Origin of the sequence: Streptomyces sp. NPDC050732 (assembly GCF_040654255.1) — a bacterium.
Classification (GTDB): Bacteria; Actinomycetota; Actinomycetes; order Streptomycetales; family Streptomycetaceae; genus Streptomyces.
The window spans coordinates 194,735-214,310 of the sequence record NZ_JBFAHP010000004.1 but is presented as its reverse complement, the minus strand read 5'-3'; the positions used below and the strand labels follow the sequence as shown (position 1 = coordinate 214,310).

General features: G+C 73.0%; 14 protein-coding genes. 6 read left to right on the top strand and 8 right to left on the bottom strand.

Translation table 11 applies throughout. From position 1 onward, the window contains the following. Positions 1 to 7: 7 nt before the first annotated feature. The 3 genes from AB0H82_RS05725 to AB0H82_RS05715 are packed head-to-tail and all read right to left on the bottom strand — an operon-like array spanning position 8 to position 3,230. The gene (locus tag AB0H82_RS05725; protein ID WP_362989273.1) at positions 8 to 1,210 is read right to left on the bottom strand and encodes a cytochrome P450; all 1,203 of its coding nucleotides are present in this window, start codon (positions 1,208 to 1,210) and stop codon (positions 8 to 10) included. Between the two features lie 59 nt (positions 1,211 to 1,269). After that, complete coding sequence (locus tag AB0H82_RS05720) at positions 1,270 to 1,941, bottom strand: response regulator transcription factor (RefSeq protein WP_362989152.1); 672 nt, start codon at positions 1,939 to 1,941, stop codon at positions 1,270 to 1,272. Then, entirely contained in the window at positions 1,938 to 3,230 is a 1,293-nt protein-coding gene (locus AB0H82_RS05715; RefSeq protein WP_362989150.1) for a histidine kinase, read from the bottom strand. Before AB0H82_RS05715 ends, AB0H82_RS05720 begins: the two co-directional genes overlap by 4 nt. Before the next feature lie 159 nt (positions 3,231 to 3,389). Between AB0H82_RS05715 and AB0H82_RS05710 the strand changes: the two genes are divergently transcribed. Next, complete coding sequence (locus AB0H82_RS05710) at positions 3,390 to 3,614, top strand: hypothetical protein (RefSeq protein WP_362989148.1); 225 nt, start codon at positions 3,390 to 3,392, stop codon at positions 3,612 to 3,614. Between the two features lies 1 nt (position 3,615). Here AB0H82_RS05710 and AB0H82_RS05705 read toward each other — a convergent pair whose 3' ends face one another. Next, positions 3,616 to 4,038: a ribonuclease gene (locus AB0H82_RS05705; protein ID WP_362989146.1), complete on the bottom strand. Its 423-nt coding sequence runs from the start codon at positions 4,036 to 4,038 to the stop codon at positions 3,616 to 3,618. Positions 4,039 to 4,254: 216 nt separating this feature from the next. On the opposite strand from AB0H82_RS05705, the gene AB0H82_RS05700 reads away from it, so the two are divergent. Then, positions 4,255 to 4,995 carry an SDR family oxidoreductase gene (locus tag AB0H82_RS05700; RefSeq protein WP_362989145.1) on the top strand — a complete coding sequence of 247 codons (741 nt, stop codon included), beginning with the start codon at positions 4,255 to 4,257 and terminating at the stop codon, positions 4,993 to 4,995. A 94-nt stretch (positions 4,996 to 5,089) separates the two neighbouring features. On the opposite strand, the gene alc is transcribed toward AB0H82_RS05700, so the two are convergent. Continuing rightward, positions 5,090 to 6,220 carry an allantoicase gene (gene alc, locus AB0H82_RS05695; protein ID WP_362989143.1) on the bottom strand — a complete coding sequence of 377 codons (1,131 nt, stop codon included), beginning with the start codon at positions 6,218 to 6,220 and terminating at the stop codon, positions 5,090 to 5,092. 4 nt (positions 6,221 to 6,224) lie between these two features. After that, positions 6,225 to 7,607 (bottom strand): allantoinase AllB, encoded by a 1,383-nt coding sequence (allB, locus tag AB0H82_RS05690; protein WP_362989141.1) that lies wholly within the window; start codon positions 7,605 to 7,607, stop codon positions 6,225 to 6,227. 384 nt (positions 7,608 to 7,991) lie between these two features. Here allB and AB0H82_RS05685 point away from each other — a divergent pair, with 384 nt between their 5' ends. After that, positions 7,992 to 8,771: an IclR family transcriptional regulator gene (locus tag AB0H82_RS05685; RefSeq protein WP_362989271.1), complete on the top strand. Its 780-nt coding sequence runs from the start codon at positions 7,992 to 7,994 to the stop codon at positions 8,769 to 8,771. Between the two features lie 124 nt (positions 8,772 to 8,895). Here the strand turns inward: AB0H82_RS05685 and AB0H82_RS05680 are convergent, their stop codons facing one another. Continuing rightward, the gene (locus tag AB0H82_RS05680) at positions 8,896 to 9,180 is read right to left on the bottom strand and encodes a DUF5955 family protein (protein ID WP_362989269.1); all 285 of its coding nucleotides are present in this window, start codon (positions 9,178 to 9,180) and stop codon (positions 8,896 to 8,898) included. Positions 9,181 to 9,363: 183 nt separating this feature from the next. Here AB0H82_RS05680 and AB0H82_RS05675 point away from each other — a divergent pair, with 183 nt between their 5' ends. Both AB0H82_RS05675 and aceB read left to right on the top strand, forming a co-directional pair. Beyond that, the gene (locus AB0H82_RS05675; RefSeq protein WP_362989139.1) at positions 9,364 to 9,987 is read left to right on the top strand and encodes a nucleotidyltransferase family protein; all 624 of its coding nucleotides are present in this window, start codon (positions 9,364 to 9,366) and stop codon (positions 9,985 to 9,987) included. A 226-nt stretch (positions 9,988 to 10,213) separates the two neighbouring features. Beyond that, positions 10,214 to 11,833 (top strand): malate synthase A, encoded by a 1,620-nt coding sequence (aceB, locus tag AB0H82_RS05670; protein ID WP_362989138.1) that lies wholly within the window; start codon positions 10,214 to 10,216, stop codon positions 11,831 to 11,833. An 82-nt stretch (positions 11,834 to 11,915) separates the two neighbouring features. Here aceB and AB0H82_RS05665 read toward each other — a convergent pair whose 3' ends face one another. Beyond that, the gene (locus AB0H82_RS05665) at positions 11,916 to 12,857 is read right to left on the bottom strand and encodes a HipA family kinase (RefSeq protein WP_362989136.1); all 942 of its coding nucleotides are present in this window, start codon (positions 12,855 to 12,857) and stop codon (positions 11,916 to 11,918) included. 205 nt (positions 12,858 to 13,062) lie between these two features. Here AB0H82_RS05665 and AB0H82_RS05660 point away from each other — a divergent pair, with 205 nt between their 5' ends. After that, positions 13,063 to 19,575, top strand: a complete 6,513-nt coding sequence (locus tag AB0H82_RS05660; protein ID WP_362989134.1) for a type I polyketide synthase — start codon at positions 13,063 to 13,065, stop codon at positions 19,573 to 19,575. Position 19,576 lies beyond the last annotated feature (1 nt).

Sequence of the window (19,576 nt, the reverse complement as noted above, 5' to 3'; positions counted from 1 at the left end):
CGAACTACTACCACCGGACGGGAAGCCGCCGCATCCCTCTGATCAAAGTCCCCGGCAGCCACTCCCCCGGCGGCCCGTCCGGGGCGAGGTCGGGGCAGCGCTCCAGGAGCGAGCCGAGCGCGATCTTCGCCTCGATCCGTGCGAGCGGGGCGCCCAGGCAGTGGTGCAGGCCGTACCCGAACGCGACGTGGCCCTGCGAAGCCCGGCGGATGTCGAAGCGGTCGGGCTCGGGGAAGCGGGCGGGGTCCCGGTCGGCCGCGGCGAGGCCGATCCGGACGACGGAGCCCGCGGGGATGACGAGGCCGCCCAGCTCCGTGTCCTCGGTGGCGAAGCGGTACGTCGCGGCCTCCAGCGGGCCCTCGAAGCGGAGGGCTTCCTCGATGGCGCTGTCGAGGAGGGACATGTCGGCGCGCAGCGCGGCGAGTTGGTCGGGGTGGGTGAAGAGGGCGTGGACCGCGTTGCCTATCAGGTTGACCGTCGTCTCGTGGCCGGCGATCAGCAGCACGAAGGCCATGGCGCGCAGCTCGTCGGGCGAGAGCCGGTCGCCGTCCTCCTCGCCCGTGGTGCGGATGAGGGCGCTCAGCAGGTCGTCGCCGGGCGCCGCCCGCTTGGTCGCGACCAAGTCGTCGAGGAATCCCGCCAGTTCGACGAAGGCGGCGGCCTCCTCCTCCTGGGTGGGCGACGCCACGATGCCGTTCGACAGGCGGCGGAACGCGTTCCGGTCGATGTCGGGGACGCCCAGCAGCTCGCAGATGACGGTGATCGGGAGCCGGAAGGCGAGCGCTTCGAGCAGATCGCCGCGGCGGGTCGCGGCCGTCTCGCCCCGCAGGAGCATCTCGTCGAGGAGGTCGTCGGTGATCTCCTGGATGCGGGGGCGCAGGGCCTCGACCCGGCGCATGGTGAACTCGCGGGTGATGAGCTTGCGCAGGCGGGTGTGGTGGGGCGGGTCGGCGATCAGCAGATGCGTGCCGATCAGTCCCTCCTCGCGGAACGCGAAGCCCGCGCTCGCGGAGGACTTGGCGAAGCGGGGGTCGGTGAGGGCGATCCTGCACTCCTCGTACCCCACGATCAGATAGGCGTCGCCGATGTCCTCCGGGGGCGGCAGGCGGACCCGGTGGACGGGTCCGAGGGCGCGCAGCTCCGCATAGACGGGGTGCGGGTCGTCCCTGAACCGCTCGCCGTACGTCGCCAGGTCGATCGTGTCCGCCATGCGGGTCTCCTCCAGTGTGTCCATGTGGTCAACGCTCCGGTCGAGGCGCTGAGTTCCCCTCATCCGTCCTGGTCGAGAAGGCCCGCGTCGTGCACGAGGAGGGCGATCTGCACCCGGTTGTTGAGGTCCAGCTTCGTCAGGATCCGCGAGACGTGCGCCTTGACCGTGGCGACGCTCAGGTACAGCTGGGCGGCGATGTCCGCGTTGGAGCCGCCGCGTCCGACCGCGACGGCCACCTCCCGCTCGCGCTCCCCCAGCGCGGCCAGCCGCTCCGACGCCCGCCTCCTGCGGTCCAGTTGCGGGTCGACGCCGGTCACCCGGCTGATCAGCTGCTGCGTCACCGTCGGGGAGAGCACCGGTTCACCGGCGGCCACCGCGCGCACCGCCGCGACGATCTCGGCGGGCGCGGTGTCCTTGAGGACGAAGCCCGCCGCGCCGGCGCGCAGGGCGCGCAGCACCTGCTCGTCGGCGTGGAACGTGGTGAGGACGATGACCTCGGGCGCGCCGGGGCGCCCGCGCAGGGCCTCCGTGGCGGCGAGGCCGTCCATCCCGGGCATGCGGATGTCCATCAGGACGACGTCGGGGCGGACTTCGCCGACCAGCGGGGCGACCTCGGTGCCGTCGCCCGCCTCGCCCACGATCTCGATGTCGTCCGCGCCGCCGAGCATGAACGAGAGCCCGGCGCGCACCAGCGGATCGTCGTCGACGAGCAGCAGCCTGATCGGTTTCATGACGGCCACGGTAGCCAGGCCTCCAAGTGGAATCCGCCGTCGGGTCCCGGCGCGTGGCGGAGCCTGCCGCCCGCGAGGGTGGCCCGTTCGGCGAGGCCGATGAGGCCCTGTCCCGAGCCGGGCACCTGGGGCACGTCACCGGGCGGTGCGGGGTTGCGCACGGACAGGGTCAGGCCTTCGCCGGGCGCGCCGGTGACGGCCACCGTGACCTCGGCGCCGGGGGCGTGCTTGCGGGCGTTGGTCAGGCCTTCCTGGGCGATGCGGTAGGCGGTGCGGCCGAGGGCGACGGGCACGGCCGCGGGGTCGGTGACGTGGTTGTCGAGGACGACCTTCATGCCGGCCTCGCGGGATTCGGCGACCAGGGTGTCCAGGGCGGCGAGCGTGGGCTGCGGGCGGCCGGAGGCGTCCGCGTCGCCGCCGCGCAGCACACCGATGACCTGGCGCAGGTCCTGGAGCGCCTCGTGGGCGCTCTCCCGGATGACGCCCGCGGCCCGGACGACCTCCTCGCGGGGCGCGTCCGGGCGGAACTCCAGGGCGCCCGCGTGGACGCTGAGCAGGGTGAGGCGGTGGGCGAGGACATCGTGCATTTCGCGGGCGATGTCCTCGCGGGCCAGCCGCTGGGCCTGTTCGGCGCGGAGGGCGGCCTCGTTCTCGGCGCGCACGGCACGGTCGCGCAGGCTGAGCAGGAGCTCGCGGCGGGAGCGCACGAACATGCCCCAGCCGATGACCGACGCGGTCACCAGGACACCGAAGGCGATGGCGACTGCGTACGGCAGGTCCTTGTCGGGCCGCAGCCAGTAGGTGAGCGGGAGCACCGCGATCGAGGCTCCGCCGACCCATGCGACGTACCGGAAGGGCCGGTGGACCGCGAGGGTGAAGAGGGCTGCCGCCGCGGCGCCGCCCGCCGTGTCGGAGGCCACCGCGACCGGCACCATCACGACGGCGAGGCCGAGCGGCCATCGTCTGCGCAGCCAGACCGCGGCGCACGCGAGCGCGCCGATGACCTGGTCGAGCTCCGCGGCTCCCTGGGAGATGTGCGGGTTGTCGGCGACCGCGTCGGCGCCCACCATTCCGATGAAGACGGCGGCGAAGAAGCAGCCGAAGTCGGCGAGCCAGTCGCGCGCGGTCCGCCGCGACCCGCGTTCCGAGCGGCTGGGGTCGAACTCCCGGGCGACGGCGGAGGGCAGCGCCCACGGAGCCCTGACCCAAGGTCCGGACGCGGGTGGTCCGGACGCGTGGTCGGCCGCGGGCTCCGGCTCGGGCCGCCGCGTGGGATCAGTGCCGCTCATGGTCGACAAATCTACGCACCGCAGGCGGGCGCGGACGCACCTCGCACATGATCGTCCACCAAAGTCGCGCAGGCCGTCGACTTTCGGACCGGCGCACGGCGAAGATCCTCGTCCCGCGGCGGATGTCCGCGGGAAAGGCGCGGGACGAGGATCTTCCTCATGAAGGACGGGAAGCGGCTGCTGGAGTTCGTCGGTGTGGTCCTGCTGTTCCAGGGCGCGGTCGGCCTGGTCCACCGGCTCACCGGCGCGCTGCACGGGTGGGGCCTGGTGCGGCGCGTCGGCTTCCTCGACGGCTACGAGACGTATGCGAGCGTGGCGCTGATCGTGCTGGCCTGCGCGCTGTTCGCCGCCGTGCGGAGCTTACGGAGCCTGTCGGCGGGCTGAGTCAGCAGCCGTGGTCGACCAGGTCGAACGAGGCGTAGTGGTCGGCGGTGTAGTAGTCCTCCTGGGGCTTGTCCCCGGTGACGATGCGGCGGGCGCCGCGGTTGTCGGAGCCCGGCGTGATGACCGTGTACTCGTGGTAGTAGCCGGAGCTCTGCCGCGGCAGCTCGCCCTCGCGGTTCTGGAAGACGGTGCCGTCCTGCGGGAAGGGGTAGGGGCCGCCCGCCTCGATCAGGTCGAGGGTGTCGTGCGCCTGGGAGGGCAGCGCGGAGTAGCAGATGTCGCCGACCGCGGTGACGGCGGCGACGGAGTGGGCGGCCGGTGCGGCCGGTGCGGCGGTCGCGGTGGCCGCGGCGGGGCCGCCGAGGAGGAGGGTGGCGGCAAGGGCGGTGGCGCCGAGGAATCGGCTTCGTGGGGGGATTCGCATGGGTCCAGTGTGACGCGCGTAGAGGTTGGCGTGTCAACGTCAAGTCTGTGAAGTTTTCCGGGAGTTAACCATGCGCCGCCGCTCGGTCACCTGTGCGTCGCGCACGCCCGCCTGCGCCGGAGACCGTGTCCGATCCCCGCCAGCCCCCGCCCGCCCCGACGGCTTTCATTGAAACCGCAAGCAGTCAGCACGAAGGCAAGCGGAAGAGGTACGGACATGTCTACTCTCACCGGCAGGACGGCTCTGGTCACCGGCGGCAGCCGCGGCTTGGGTGCGGCGATCGCGCTGCGCCTGGCCGGGGCGGGCGCCGACGTGGCGATCACCTATGTACGGGACGAGGGCGGCGCCCGGGAGGTCGTCGCGAAGATCGAGTCGATGGGGCGTCGCGGCCTCGCCCTCAGGGCGGACGCGGCGGACGCCGGGGACGCGGCGGGCGCGGTGGACCGCGCGGCCGACGACCTGGGCGGCCTGGACATCCTGGTGAACAACGCGGGGATCGGCGTCCTTGGCCCGGTCGGCGAGCTGACGCTCGCGGACATCGACCGGGTCATGGCCGTCAACGTACGAGGGGTCTTCCTGGCCTCGCAGACAGCGGCCGCCCGGCTCCGCGACGGCGGCCGGATCATCACCATCGGCAGCTGCATGGCGCAGCGGGTTCCCGGCCCCGGCGGCACCCTCTACGCGACCAGCAAGGCCGCGCTGATCGGCCTCAACAAGGCGCTGGCACGGGAGTTGGGCGGACGCCGCATCACGGCGAACCTCGTCCAGCCGGGACCGATCGACACCGACATGAACCCGGCCGACGGCCCCTTCGCCGACGCCCAGAGCGCCCTGACGGCCCTCGGCCGCTTCGGCTCCGCCGACGAGGTGGCGTCCCTGGTCGCCTACCTCGCCGGCGACGACGCCGCGTACATCACCGGCACGGAACTGTCGGTGGACGGCGGACACGCGGCCTAGGGGCACGGACTTACGGGGGCCGCCCGCGCGGCACATGGGTGCGGGGCGCACCGGGGCTGTCCACCCGGTGCGCCCCACGTTCTGCGGGGGCGGGTCAGCCGCCCAGCTCCTGGTGGCGGGCGGCCAGCCTGGCCGTGCCGGTTTCGGTCAGGGAACCGAACAGGCGCAGGCGGGAGATGCCGCCGTCCGGGAAGATGTCGACGCGGACATGCGTGCCGACGACGGGTGCGGGCAGCACGAAGCGGTGGTTCGTGTCGGGCTGCAGGCGGGTGCGGGGCAGCGCCTCGGTCCACTCCCCCGTCTCGCCGTCGCGTACCGAGAGGGACGCCCAGCCCGCCGAGTTGCCCTTGAGGTAGGCGGTGTCGATCTCCACGGCGCGGATCTCGGACTGCTGGACGAGCCGGTAGCGGATCCAGTCGTTGCCGGTGTCGCGGCGGCGGCGGGTCTCCCAGCCGTCGTCCATCTTGCGGGAGCGGCCCGGCTGGATGGTGTTGGTGGCCGGGGAGTAGAAGCGGTCGGAGGCGTCCTCGACCTGGCCGCCGTTCTCCAGGGCGACGACGTCGAACGTGCCGAGAGCGGCGAGCCACTTGGGGTCGGCGACGACCTCGCCGTGGACGCGGAGGCGGGCGATGCCGCCGTCGGGGTGCTGGTTGACGCGCAGGTGCGTGAAGCGCTGCTCGACGTCGACGGCGAAGCCGTTGGCGGCGTGCCCGCCGATGGGCGTGCGGGGGACGAGCGTCGTCCACTTCACGCCGTCGCCGCAGAGCTCCTCGGGCGTCGGCGAGCCCTCGACGCTGGTGCCCTCGACGGAGACCGCCTGCGGGTAGTTGCCGCGGAAGTGCGCGGTGTCGATGACGATGCCGCGTATGACACCGGGTGCGCCGAGGCGGACGAGCGCCCAGTCGTGGTCGTCCTCGGTGGGCCACGGGTGCTCGGCCGAGACGCCGCGCCGGCGGCGGGTCTCCCAGCCGTCCATGACCTTGCCCTTGTGCCCGAAGTGCTCCGGGTCGAAGACGGCGTCGTGCGGGAGCAGCAGGTTCTCGCGCATCGCGAAGAACTCGTCGTTGGCGGCGATCACACCGGCGCCGAGCTGCCGGTCGGCGAGGTTGGCGTACTGGGTGAAGGGGAAGTCGGCCGTGCGGTAGTCGGCGTAGGGCTCGCCGCCGCCGTAGGGGCTCGCGTCGCCGGTGAAGGTGGCCACGGGGGATATGTGCTGCGCCGTCACTGTTTCAGTTGTTCCTTTCCAGAAGTCGGCCTGCGGGTTCGCTGAACTCGCCGCCGTGCAGGATGCGTTCGCCGCGCAGCCAGGTGGACTTCACGACGCCGCTGAGGGTCTTGCCCGCGTACGCCGTGACCCGGTTCCTGTGGTGCAGCTCCGCGGGGTCCACGGTGAAGGTCTCGTCGGGCGCGAGGACCGCGAAGTCGGCGTCGCGGCCGGCCGCGATGGCGCCCTTCCGGTCGAGGCCGACCAGGTGTGCGGTGCGCTCCGACATCCAGCGCACCACGTCGTCGAGGGTGTGGCCGCGCCTGCGGGCCTCGGTCCAGACCGCGGGCAGGCTCAGCTGGAGTCCGGAGATGCCGCCCCACGCGGTCGCGAAGTCGTCGGTCTTCAGGTCGGCGGTGGACGGGGAGTGGTCGGTGACGACGCAGTCGATGGTGCCGTCGGCCAGCGCCTCCCACAGCAGGTCCTGGTTGCCGGCCTCGCGGATGGGCGGGCAGCACTTGAACTCGCTGGCGCCGTCCGGGACTTCCTCGGCGGTCAGGGTGAGGTAGTGGGGGCAGGTCTCGACGGTCAGCTCGACGCCTTCGCGCTTGGCGGCGGCGATGAGCGGCAGGGCGTCGGAGGAGGACAGGTGCAGGACGTGGACGCGAGCGCCGATCCGCTTGGCGACGGCGATGAGCCCCTCGATCGCGGTGTCCTCGGAGATACGGGGCCGGGTCTGCAGGTAGTCCGCGTACTTGGGGCCGCTCTTGTGCGGGGCGGCGTCGAGCTCGTGCGGGTCCTCGGCGTGCACGATGAGGAGACCCCCATGAGGACCCAAGCCGGCGATCTCGGCCATCGAGGCGGCCAGCTGGTCCTGGTTCAGCTCGGGGAACTCATCCACGCCCGAGGGCGAGAGGAAGCACTTGAAGCCGTAGACGCCCGCGTCGTGCAGCGGCTTGAGGTCCTGGACGTTGTCGGGGAGGGCGCCGCCCCAGAACCCGACGTCGATGTGGGCCTTGCTGCGGGCGACGTCCTGCTTGGTGCGCAGGTTGTCCACCGTCGTCGTCGGCGGCAGGGAGTTGAGGGGCATGTCGATCAGGGTGGTGATGCCGCCGGCGGCCGCGGCGCGGGTGGCGGTCCAGAAGCCCTCCCACTCCGTGCGGCCCGGGTCGTTCACGTGGACGTGCGTGTCGACCAGGCCGGGCAGCAGGGCGTCGTCGCCGAGGTCCTCCAGGCGCGCGCCGGCCGGCACCTCGGCGTCGTACGCGGTGACGGCCACGATCTTCCCGCCGGAGACGGCGACCGAGGCGGCCCGCGTCCCTTCCGGGGTGACGACCCGGGTCGAGCGGAGCACCAGCTCCACGCTCCGGCCCGCCGTCGCGTCCACGTCCACGTCCCTTTCGGACACCCGCGTCCCCTCTCTTCTGTTCCGCTGCACAGACCTTTTGCTTCCGCTTAACGGAATTCAACGTTCTGTTGAAGGAGTTTTCACGCTCGCGCCGACGGCGTCAAGGGTCGGCTTCCACGGGCCCCGTGAACGGCGCCCGCACTGGACGTTTCCACAGAGTGGAATTATGATTCCGCCTAACAGAACGTAGCTACACACAACGACAGCGCCGAAGGGTCGCGGGACAACCCTGCGGAGACATGGACAAACGCCCCCTGACCGGCGGCGACGGCATGCCGAGCGACAGTCCTCGTGAAGAACCGACCGGTAGGCTGCTTCCTTGCCCGCCAGCACCGAAAGGAACGCGCCGTGCCGACGTCAAGCGCCAGCGACGCCCCTGCTGAAATCGCCGCCTCCAAGACCCCCGCCGCGAGTGGTGGCGTCCAGTCCCTTGAGCGCGCCTTCGATCTGCTTGAGCGGATGGCGGACGCGGGGGGCGAGGTCGGTCTCAGCGAGCTCTCCGCCAGCAGCGGCCTGCCGCTGCCCACGATCCACCGCCTCATGCGCACGCTGGTCGCCTGCGGGTACGTACGCCAGCAGGCCAACCGCCGCTACTCCCTCGGCCCGCGCCTGATCCGCCTCGGCGAATCCGCGTCGCGGCTGCTCGGCACGTGGGCGCGCCCCTACCTCGCCCGCCTCGTCGAGGAGACCGGCGAGACGGCGAACATGGCGCTGCTCGACGGCGACGAGATCGTGTACGTCGCACAGGTGCCGTCCAAGCACTCCATGCGGATGTTCACCGAGGTCGGCCGACGGGTCCTGCCGCACTCCACGGGCGTCGGCAAGGCGCTGCTCGCCCACACGTCGCCGGAGGAGGTCAGGGCGCTGCTCGCCCGCACCGGGATGCCGGCCGCCACGGAGAAGACGATCACCACGCCCGAGGGCTTCCTCGACGCGCTGGAGGTCGTGCGCCGCACGGGGTACGCGGTGGACGACAACGAACAGGAGATCGGCGTGCGGTGCCTGGCCGTGCCGGTGCCCAACTCGCCCACGGCGGCGGCGATCTCCATCTCCGGTCCCGCGGGGCGGGTGACCGAGGCGGCCACGGAGAAGATCGTGCCGGTGTTGCAGCAGGTGGCCGTGGAGTTGTCGGAGGCGCTGGTCTCGGCCGGTTCTGGCTCCTGAGCCCTGGGCGGAACACTGGTCCGCCGCTCCGCGGCGGGTTTCTCGCCCACCCACCCGTTTGCCCCGCGACGTCACTGCCGGGTAGGGGCAGGTCCGGTCAGGGGGCCGAACCGCCCCGGCGGACTCACCGGCCCTTCGGCTCGCCGAACATTTCCACCGCGCCCCGCACCGCCGCCAGCCCCGCGGCCAGTGCGCTGACGGAGCCGATCGCCCCGGCCACGAGCAGGAGGGACCGGCGCATCCGGGGGACCTCCGGGGTGCCGTACGCCATCTCCGCCAGCGCCGCCAGTTCGTCCTCGGCGATGCCGCGGTCCGCGAACTCGGCCGGATGGGCGGCGAGTTCACGGCGCAGCCGGGCGACGGCGGCGCGCAGTTCCGCCACCCGTGGGTCCTCGTCGCTCCCGGCCACCTGACTCTGCTCCACGCTCCGCAACACGGCTCTCCCCCTCGCACGTCCCCGTGCGGCTGTTCCGTTCATCTTTCACGGCCCCCTGAGGCGCTGGTCAGGCGCCGGGGGCCGCGGGTCAGTAAACCGCCCCCGATGCGGGATGCGCCACTTCGCGCACGCTGTCGCGACGTGTATGCAGGAGCCATGACGACAGAACCGATGAACGTGCGGGCCGCCGGGGCGGGGGAGGTCGTCGGGCTGCTGCTCGCCGCCGGTGGCGGACGGCGTCTCGGCGGGCGGCCGAAGGCCCTCCTGGAGCACCGGGGCGCGCCACTGGTGGAGCACGCGGTGCGGGTGCTGCGCGACGCCGGGTGCGAGCGGGTGCACGTGGTGCTCGGCGCGTCCGCCGGCGCCGTGCGCGAGCGGGCCTCGCTCCCCGGCTGCGTCCTGGTCGACAACCCGGAGTGGGCGGAGGGCATGGGCTCGTCCCTGCGGGCCGGGCTCGCCTCGCTCGCCGGCACCGGCGCGTCCGCCGCGCTGGTCTCGCTCGTCGACCAGCCGGGGATCGGAGCGGCCGCGACGGCCCGGGTGCGCTCGGCGTACCGGTCGCCGACGACGCTCGCGGCGGCCGCTTACGAGGGGCGGCGGAGCCATCCCGTCCTGTTCGGGAGTGCGCACTGGGCGGGTATCGGGGCGAGTGCGGTCGGGGACCGCGGGGCACGCGACTACCTGCGGGCGCACGCCTCAGCGCTCACGCTGATCGAGTGCGGGGACGTCGCGGAGGCGTACGACATCGACACGGCCGAGGACCTGATCCACTTGGAGTGACCGGCGTGGCACTCAGCGACACGTTGTGTCGACGAGAAGAATCTCGACATCAACAAACCATTGAACTTCCACTATGAGGAAACTAGTATCCACTGACCAGAAGGCCCGTTACCTCGGACGGGGCCCCGCAGCCGTACCTCGGCTCCTGTGGCACCCAGTGCCACCGCGTCTGCCCGGCGGCCCGCCCGGCACCGTCCGCGCAGCTCTCTGAAGGAAGTGACAGCTCATGTCCGCACTAGCGCCGTCGCCGCTGGCCATCGTCGACGCAGAGCCCCTGCCCCGGCAGGAAGAGGTGCTCACCGACGCGGCCCTCGCCTTTGTGGCCGAGCTGCACCGGCTGTTCACGCCCCGGCGTGACGAGCTCCTCGCCCGGCGTGCCGAGCGCCGTGCCGAAATCGCCCGCACCTCCACCCTGGACTTCCTCCCGGAGACCGCCGCGGTCCGCGAGGACGACTCCTGGCAGGTCGCCCCGGCCCCCGCCGCGCTGAACGACCGCCGCGTGGAGATCACCGGCCCGACCGACCGCAAGATGACCATCAACGCCCTCAACTCGGGCGCGAAGGTCTGGCTCGCGGACTTCGAGGACGCCTCGGCTCCCACCTGGGAGAACGTGATCCTCGGCCAGCTCAACCTCACCGACGCCTATGAGCGCCGCATCGACTTCACCGACGGGCGCACCGGCAAGTCGTACGCCCTGAAGGGCGCCGACGAGCTGGCCACCGTCGTCATGCGGCCGCGCGGCTGGCACCTGGACGAGCGCCACCTCCAGGTCGACGGCAAGCCGGTCCCCGGCGCGCTCGTCGACTTCGGCCTCTACTTCTTCCACAACGCCAAGCGCCTCATCGAGCTCGGCAAGGGCCCGTACTTCTACCTCCCGAAGACGGAGTCGTACCTGGAGGCCCGCCTCTGGAACGACATCTTCGTCTTCGCGCAGGACTACGTCGGCATCCCGCAGGGCACGGTCCGCGCGACCGTCCTGATCGAGACGATCACCGCCGCGTACCAGATGGAGGAGATCCTCTACGAGCTGCGCGACCACGCGTCCGGCCTCAACGCGGGCCGCTGGGACTACCTCTTCTCCATCGTCAAGAACTTCCGTGACGGCGGCTCGAAGTTCGTCCTGCCGGACCGCAACCTGGTGACGATGACGGCCCCGTTCATGCGGGCGTACACCGAACTCCTCGTCCGCACCTGCCACAAGCGCGGCGCGCACGCCATCGGCGGCATGGCGGCGTTCATCCCGTCCCGCAAGGACGCGGAGGTCAACAAGGTCGCGTTCGAGAAGGTCAAGAACGACAAGGACCGCGAGGCCGGCGACGGCTTCGACGGCTCGTGGGTGGCGCACCCGGACCTGGTCCCGATCGCCATGGAGTCCTTCGACGCGGTGCTCGGCGACAAGCCGAACCAGAAGGACCGCCTGCGCGAGGACGTGCGGGTCGCGCCCGAGGACCTGATCGCCATCGACTCCCTCGACGCGAAGCCCACGTACGACGGCCTGGTCAACGCCGTCCAGGTCGGCATCCGCTACATCGAGGCGTGGCTGCGCGGCCTCGGCGCCGTCGCCATCTTCAACCTCATGGAGGACGCGGCCACCGCGGAGATCTCGCGCTCGCAGATCTGGCAGTGGATCAACGCGGGCGTCGTCTTCGAGACGGGCCGAACCGCCACCGCCGACCTCGCCCGCGAGGTCGCCGCCGCCGAACTGGCCGCGATCCGCGCCGAGATCGGCGACGAGGCCTTCGCGGCCGGCAAGTGGCAGCAGGCCCACGACCTCCTCCTCCAGGTCTCCCTGGACGCGGACTACGCGGACTTCCTGACCCTCCCGGCGTACGAGCAGCTGCGCTGACGTTCCGCGTACGGACAGCACGAGGCCCCCGGCACCGCACAGCGCCGGGGGCCTCGTCGCGTCCGCTCGACGTCACGCCACGTCACCTCACGTGTCGCGACCAGTCCTGCTCCGCCGCGGGCTTCCCGTGCAGATCAGGAACCCGCTTCAGCCAGGCGGGACGGCCCTTCTCCGTGGCGGCCGCGCGCCTCGCGTCCGCGGCGGCCAGCTCGCCCCGGCTGGGAAAGTCCACCGGCAGCCATGCCGCGGAGGACCGGGCGCGGGCCAGCAGGAACGCCACGTACGCCGCACGCACCTCGTCCGGGGACGTGAAGCCGGGCTCGTCGGCGAGCCACGCGTCCGGCACGAGGCCCACGATCCCGTGGAGCACGGCCTCCGTGACGAGCGGCGCCAGCTCGGCGTCGGCGGCGGCCGTGTCCGGGCCGTACCCGCCGAGGGCGTGGTGGCGGAAGTCGTACGCCTTGTCGGGCGGCGTCGCGCCCCAGCGGTGGTGGAAGACGAGCGCGGCGCCGTGGTCGATGAGCCACAGCTTCGGCTCGTGGACGCCGAAGGTGGGCCAGACCATCAGGTTCGAACTGTGCACCGTGCGGTCGACGTTCGCGGTGAGGGCGTCGAGCCAGACGACCTTGCCGGCCTCCAGCGGGTCGACGTCGATCGCCTCCGGGGTGAAGTCCGCGGCGCCCGGCAGCAGGTCCATGCCGAGGTTGCGGCCCGCGCTGGCGTGCAGCAGGTCCTGGACCTCCTGGTGCGGTTCGTCGGCGGCGACCGCCGGGTCGAAGTCGACGAGGACCAGTTCGGGGAAGCGGAGGCCGAGGTGGCGGGCCAGCTCGCCGACGATGATCTCGGCAACCAGCGCCTTGCGGCCCTGGGCGGACCCGGTGAACTTCACGACGTACGTGCCCATGTCGTCGGCCTCGACGACACCCGGCACGGAACCGCCGGCCCGCAGGGGCTCGATGTAGCGGGTCGCGACGACCTGCCTCAGCGCCTTCGCCGGTCCCGCTCCCCGGCTCTCTTCTTTCATGAGCCGAGCATAATCACCGCGCGTCGATGATCCGCTAAGCGCCCACCCAAGCGGTTGATCTTGGTGCGTTCCCGGGGCGGCGCTCCCCCGGCATGCCACCGATCGACGCCCGCACGCCCTGCGAGACGCCGTGCCGGCTGCCGAGATACACAGTGGCTTCTCATTTCTGGTTTCTCGCTTTCTCGTGGTGAAGGACGGCCCGCTCATGCCCGCACGACCCGACCTCATGGCCCCCGGAACGGACCGGGACGAGCCGATCGCGATCGTGGGAGCCGCCTGCCGGTTTCCCGGTGGGGCCGACTCCCTCACCTCGCTGTGGCGCTTGCTGATGGCACGTCGGGAGACGGTGCGTGAGGTGCCCGCCGAGCGGTGGGCGCAGGCGGAACTGGCCGGTCTCCCCGCCCAGGTCGCGGACCGGCTGCGGTACGGCTGTTTCCTGGACGACGACGTCTACGCCTACGAGCCGGAGTTCTTCGGGATCAACGCGGATGAAGCGCCCTGGGTGGACCCCGAGCACCGGCTGCTTTCGGAGGTCGCCTGGGAGGCCATCGAGCACTCCGGGATTCCGGCCCAGCGGCTGTCCGGCACGCCGACGGGCATGTTCTTCGGCATCTACCAGAAGGACTACATGCTGCGTGTGCAGCGGCCGTTGGAGGACGTCAACGCCTACGCGATGTACACCGGCTTCGACAGCATCGGCCCGGGCCGGGTGGGCTTCATGCTGAATCTGCGGGGTCCGCAGGTCGTCATGGAGAGCGCCTGCGCCTCCGGTCTCGTCGCCGTGCACTCCGCCTGTCAGAGCCTGCGGACCGGCGAGTCGGACGTGGCGCTCGCCGGTGCCGCCATGCTGACCCTGGGGCCTGAGGGCGTCATCGCCCCCGCGCTGTGGGGCGTGTTCTCGCCCACCGGTCGCTGTCACGCCTTCGACGCCGCCGCCGACGGCTACGTACGCGGCGAGGGCTGCGGTGTGGTCGTGCTCAAGCGGCTTTCGGACGCGGTACGGGCCGGGGACCGGGTGCTCGCGGTGGTGCGCGGCTCGGCGGTCAACCAGAACGGGCGGGGCACGCGGCTGAGCGCGCCCTCCGAACCCGCGCAGATCGATCTCTACCGCCTGGCGCTGGAGCGCGCGGGCGTCGACGCCGGTGACGTCGGGATGGTCGAGGCGCACGGGCCCGGCACGGCGGTCGGTGACCCCATCGAGTTCAGCGCGGTGGCTGCCGTCTACGGCAAGGGGCGCGACCGGTGCGCGCTGGGTTCGGTGAAGACCAACATCGGCCACACCGAACCGGTGTCGGGCGTGGCCGGTCTGCTGAAGGCCATCGCGTCCCTGCGGCACGGCATGGTGCCGGCCAGCCTGCACTTCAACGAGTGGAACCCGCAGATCGACGCCGACGGCACCCGTCTGTTCGTACCCACCGACACGACCGAGTGGCCGGTACGGGAAGGTGCCCGGCTGGCCGCCGTGTCCTCCTTCGGCATCAGCGGCACCAACGTCCACGTCGTACTCGAACAGCCGCCCGCACCGCCCTCGCTGCCCGCCGCGAGGCGCCCGGTGCCGCCCGACCGTTCCGCTGCGGCGTCCGGTGACGACGAGGCCCTGCGCGTGTTCCCGCTCTCCGCGGGCACGCCCGTCGCCCTGCGGTCGGCGGCCGGCCTGCTGGCGCGGTGGCTGCGGGGCGAGGGGTCGCGCGTGCCGCTGTGCGACGTGGCGCACACCCTGGCGACCCGCCGTTCGCCCGCACGGGAGCGAGCCGCACTGGTCGCAGCGGGCCGGCCGGAACTGGTCGCGCGGCTCGATGAGTTCGCGGCCGGTGGCGCTCCCGCCGCCGGGGTGGCGACCGGCCGTGCGGTGCCCGACGCCGGACGGGGCGTGGTGTGGGTCTTCTCGGGACACGGCTCGCAGTGGGCAGGCATGTGCCGTCAACTCCTCGATCGCGACCCGGAGTTCACCCGGGTGATCGACGAGCTCGAACCGCTCGTGGCCGAGGAGTCCGGCCTCTCCCTGCGCGAGACCCTGTGCCGCCCCGAGGTGGTGACCGGGTTCGACCGGGTGCAGCCGGTGATCTTCGCCGTCCAGCTGGGTCTCGCGGCGATGTGGCGTTCGCACGGCGTCGAACCGGCGGCCGTGATCGGCCACTCCATGGGGGAGGTCGCCGCGGCGGTGGCCGCGGGGGCGCTCGGCGTACGGGACGGGGTACGGGTCATCTGCCGCCGCTCGCGCCTGATCCTGCGGACGGCCGGGCAGGGCCTGATGGCGTCGGTCGCCCTGGGCCGCGCCGAGGTCGAACGGCTCCTCGCGGAGGACGACGTGCGGGGTGTGACCGTCGCGGTCGTCGCGTCGCCGGAGAACACCGTCGTCGGCGGCGACGCGGACCGCATCCGGCGCCTCGCCGAGGAGTGGGACGCGCGCGGCATCGGCATCCGCGTGGTCGAGGTGGACGTCGCCTCGCACACCGCGCACATGGACCCGATCCTGCCCGACCTCGCCGACGCGCTCGCCGGGGTCGCGGGCCGGTCACCGGGCACGGCGTTCTACAGCACCGTCACCGACGACCCGCGCGAGCACGCCGCCTTCGACGCCGCCTACTGGTCGGACAACCTCCGCCGCGAGGTGCGCTTCGCCGACGCGGTGCGGGCCGCGGCCGAGGACGGGCACCGCGTCTTCGTCGAGATCGGTCCGCACCCCGTCCTCGTCCACCCCGTGCAGGCCACGCTCACGGCGCACGGGCACACCGGCACCGCGGTCGTGCCCTCCCTGCTGCGCGACACCGACGACGCGCTGGCCTTCCACACCCACGTGGCGGCGCTGCACTGCGCGGGCCACCCGCTGGACTGGGCAGGACGTTACGGTGTCGGCGCCCTGGCCGACGTACCGCCGACCACCTGGGAGCGCACCCGGTACGTCGTCGATCCCTCCCCGCTGCGGCAGTCGTCCGGGGCCCACTCCTCCCCCGCCGCGCACCCGCTCACCGGAGCGCACACCGCGGACCCCGACGGTGCGGGACGCCACCTGTGGCAGACCCGCGTCACGCCCGGCACCCTGCCCTGGCTGGACGCGCACCGCGTCGACGACGTCCCCGTGGTGCCCGGCGCGGCCCTGTGCGAGATGGCCGTCGCCGCCGCCCGCGACCTGTACGCGGCGGGGCCGGAGCGGCTGCGCATCACCGGCGTGGACCTGGAGCGGCTGCTGCTGCCCTCGTCCGACGGCACGTCCGTGACCGCCACCGCCGAGGCGGCGGGGCCGGACACCGCGCACTGGCAGGTGGTCAGCACGGCCTCCGACGGCACCTCCGTCCGGCACGCCCGGGCGTCCCTGCACCTCGCGCCCGAGGGTGAGCCCGTGCCGGAGGGCCGCGCCCCACAGGAGTTGCTCGCGGAGTTCCCGCACGCCGTGGACCCGGCGGACGTCTACCGGCAGATGCGCGAGGAGCGCGGCGTGCACCACGGCCCGCCGTTCCTCGGCCTCCAGGCGCTGTACACGGACGGGGCACCGGCCGACCGCGCGGGCGCCCGCCTGCTTGCCCGCCTGCGCGTGCCCGACGGCGGGCGGGCCGGCGCGCAGGCACTCCACTGCCACCCCGTCGCGCTCGACACCTGCCTCCAGGCCGTCGCGGGCGCCGTGCTGCGCACCGGCTCCGTGCCCGCGGGCGGCATCCTGCCCCGGGGCATCGAGTCGCTGCGCCTGTACGGGACGGTCCCGCTCACCGGCTACTGCCTGGTCACCCTCCGACTGGTGGGCGCCGACCGGTTCCTCGCGGACTTCCGGCTCTGGGCCGACGACGGCTCCGTCGTCGCCGACGCCACCGGCGTGGAATTCCGTCACGTACCCGCCGAGAGCGCGGAGGAGCGCTTCGCCGGGCGGCTGCTCCGGGCCGCGTGGGAGCCGGGCGAGCGTCCGGCACCGGCCGGGGAGCCCGGCGCCTGGACCCTCCTGGCGGAACCGGGACGTGCGGCGTACGCGCACGACCTGGCCGGGGCGCTGCGGGTGCGGGGCGCGACTGTGAGCGTCCAGGAACTCGTTTCTGACGGCGGCCCGGAACGCGGCGGTACCCCCGTGGTGCCGACCGAGGCCGTCGCGCAGGCGTCGCGCGCGGTGGTGTATCTGCCCGCGTGCGGCGACGACATCGGCACCAGTCTCGACTGCTCGTCAGGTGTAAATACGACCCCCGACCGCCCGGCGCGGCAGCAGGTCGCGCGGCTTGCGGAAGCGGCCCGCGCGCTCACCCGGACCACGGGCGGTGGCGGCGGGACGGCCCCGCGCCTGTGGACCGTCACCGCCACCGCGCAGCACGTCGCGCCCGGGGACCGGCCGGACCTGGCACAGGCCGGGCTGCGCGGGCTCGTGCGGGTGCTGAGCTACGAGCACCCCGAACTGCGCCCTGGCGTCCTGGATGTCGATGTGTCGACACCGGTCGCGGAGGTCGCCGCGGAACTGCTCGCCTGCCCCGACGAACAGGACGAGATCGCCTACCGCCACGGCACGCGTCACCTCGCGCGCCTGCGCAATGTCCCGCTGGACGGCGAGGAGCGCCGCCGGGCCACCGTCGACCGGGGCGGCGACCGGGTGGCCCTGCACCTCGGGCGCCCCGGCGACCTGGACTCCTTCGAGTTCGTCGCCCAGTCCCGGCGGCGTCCCGGGCCGGGCGAGGTCGAGGTCCGGCTCGACGCCACCAGCGTCAACTTCATCAATGTGCTCCAGGCCATGGGCGTCTACCAGCGGTTCAACACCGGTGAGGAGCAGCCGGACGTCAGCGCGTTCGACGGCGCGGGCGTCGTCACCGCCGTCGGGGACGGCGTCCGGGAGGTGCGGGAGGGCGACCGCGTGGCCGCCATGTTCGTGGACGCCTCGCAGCCCGCGGTCATGTCCTCCTTCACGACCGTCCGCGCCGACTGCCTGCTGCCGCTGCCCGACGGGGTGAGCGCCCGGGACGCCGCCGCGCTGCCGTGCGCCTACCTGACCGCCTGGTACGCCCTGCGGCACCTGGCCCGGCTCCGGGCGGGGGAGAAGGTGCTGGTCCACTCGGCGAGCGGCGGCACCGGTCTGGCCGCGCTGAATCTGGCACGGGCGTGTGGCGCGGAGGTCCTGGCGACCGCGGGCAGCGAGGCCAAGCGGGCGTACCTGCGGAGCCTCGGCGTCGCGCACGTCATGGACTCCCGCACCCTCGACTTCGCCGACCAGGTGCGCGACGCGACCGGGGGCCGCGGCGTCGACGTCGTACTCAACTCCCTCACAGGACCGGCGCAGACCGCGAGCCTCGGCCTGCTGGCGCACCGGGGCCGCTTCCTTGAGCTCGGCAAGCGGGACATCTACGCCAACACCCGTCTCGGCCTGCTGCCCTTCCGCCACAACGTCACCTTCTCCGGTGTCGACGTGCTGATGATGCTGCGGCAGGACCCCGAACTCCTCGCCGAGGGCTACCGCGAGCTCTCCGGCATGCTCGCGGAGGGCACCCTTCCGCTGCTGCCCGTCACCGAACACCCCGTCGCCGAGGCGTCGTCGGCGTTCCACACCATGGCGTCCGCCCGGCACACCGGCAAACTCGTCCTCACCTGGCCCGCCGCGGGCACGGACACCCTGCCCGTACGCCCCGAGGACGTTCCGGTCGTCCGCCCCGACGCGAGCTATCTGGTCACGGGCGGGCTCGGCGGCCTCGGACTCCTGGTCGCCCGGTGGCTCGCCGGACGGGGCGCCGCCGCCGTGGTGCTCACCTCCCGGAGCGCCCCGACCGCTGATACGCGTACCGCCATCGACGCCCTCACCGAGGAGTTCGGCACCCGCGTCGATGTGGTCCGCGGCGACCTCGCCGAGCCGGGCGTCGCCGACACGCTCGTACGGGCCGCCCTGGACACGGGCCACCCCCTGCGCGGTGTCGTCCACGCCGCGGCCGTGGTCGAGGACGCCACCGTCGCCAACCTCTCCGCCGCTCTCCTGGAGAAGGTCTGGCGGCCCAAGGCGACCGGCGCCTGGCTGCTCCACCGGGCCACCGAGGGCGCGCCCCTGGACTGGTGGGTGACCTTCTCCTCCGCCGCCTCCCTGCTGGGCAACCCCGGGCAGGGCGCCTACGCGGCCGCCAACGCCTGGCTCGACGAGTTCACGAGCTGGCGCCGCGCCCAGGGGCTGCCCGCCACCTGCGTCAACTGGGGGCCGTGGGCCGAGGTCGGGCGCGGCACCGGGATGGCCGAACGCGGCTACGCCATGATCGCGCCCGCCGAGGGCATCGAGGCGCTGGAGCGCATCCTCCGCCACGACCGCGGCCGCACCGCCTACACGCCCGTCGACCTGGCCCGGTGGCTGGAGTCCTTCCCCGCCACCGGCCGCACCGCCTTCTTCGCCGAACTGGCCGCCCCGGCGGCGGGCACGGACGGTGCCGGGTCCCGCAGCGCCCTCCTGGAGTCGCTGCGGGCGGCGGACTGCCCCCAGCGGCGGCAGCAGTTGCTGCTGCCCGAGGTCGTCGGCCACATCGCGGCGGTCCTGCGGCTCGGCACCGACCGGTTCGACGCCAACACGTCCCTGGTCACGCTCGGCCTGGACTCCCTCATGGCCATCGCCCTGCGCAACCGCCTCCAGCGCGAACTGGCCCTGGACATCCCCACGACCGTGATGTGGACCCACCCGACGGGCACGGCCCTCACGCGCTACCTCCTTGCGCGCCTCCACCCGGAGGAGGAGCAGGAGCCCACAACAAGAGAGTCCTCCCCCACCCCGACCGCTAGGTGAT

Coding starts and splice junctions, on each gene's coding strand:
- aceB (WP_362989138.1), top strand. CDS start 10,214: ATGTCCGCACTAGCGCCGTCGCCGCTGGCCATCGTCGACGCAGAGCCC.
- AB0H82_RS05725 (WP_362989273.1), bottom strand. CDS start 1,210: ATGGCGGACACGATCGACCTGGCGACGTACGGCGAGCGGTTCAGGGAC.
- AB0H82_RS05705 (WP_362989146.1), bottom strand. CDS start 4,038: ATGCGAATCCCCCCACGAAGCCGATTCCTCGGCGCCACCGCCCTTGCC.
- AB0H82_RS05720 (WP_362989152.1), bottom strand. CDS start 1,941: ATGAAACCGATCAGGCTGCTGCTCGTCGACGACGATCCGCTGGTGCGC.
- AB0H82_RS05665 (WP_362989136.1), bottom strand. CDS start 12,857: ATGAAAGAAGAGAGCCGGGGAGCGGGACCGGCGAAGGCGCTGAGGCAG.
- AB0H82_RS05710 (WP_362989148.1), top strand. CDS start 3,390: ATGAAGGACGGGAAGCGGCTGCTGGAGTTCGTCGGTGTGGTCCTGCTG.
- AB0H82_RS05675 (WP_362989139.1), top strand. CDS start 9,364: ATGACGACAGAACCGATGAACGTGCGGGCCGCCGGGGCGGGGGAGGTC.
- AB0H82_RS05660 (WP_362989134.1), top strand. CDS start 13,063: ATGCCCGCACGACCCGACCTCATGGCCCCCGGAACGGACCGGGACGAG.
- AB0H82_RS05715 (WP_362989150.1), bottom strand. CDS start 3,230: ATGAGCGGCACTGATCCCACGCGGCGGCCCGAGCCGGAGCCCGCGGCC.
- AB0H82_RS05700 (WP_362989145.1), top strand. CDS start 4,255: ATGTCTACTCTCACCGGCAGGACGGCTCTGGTCACCGGCGGCAGCCGC.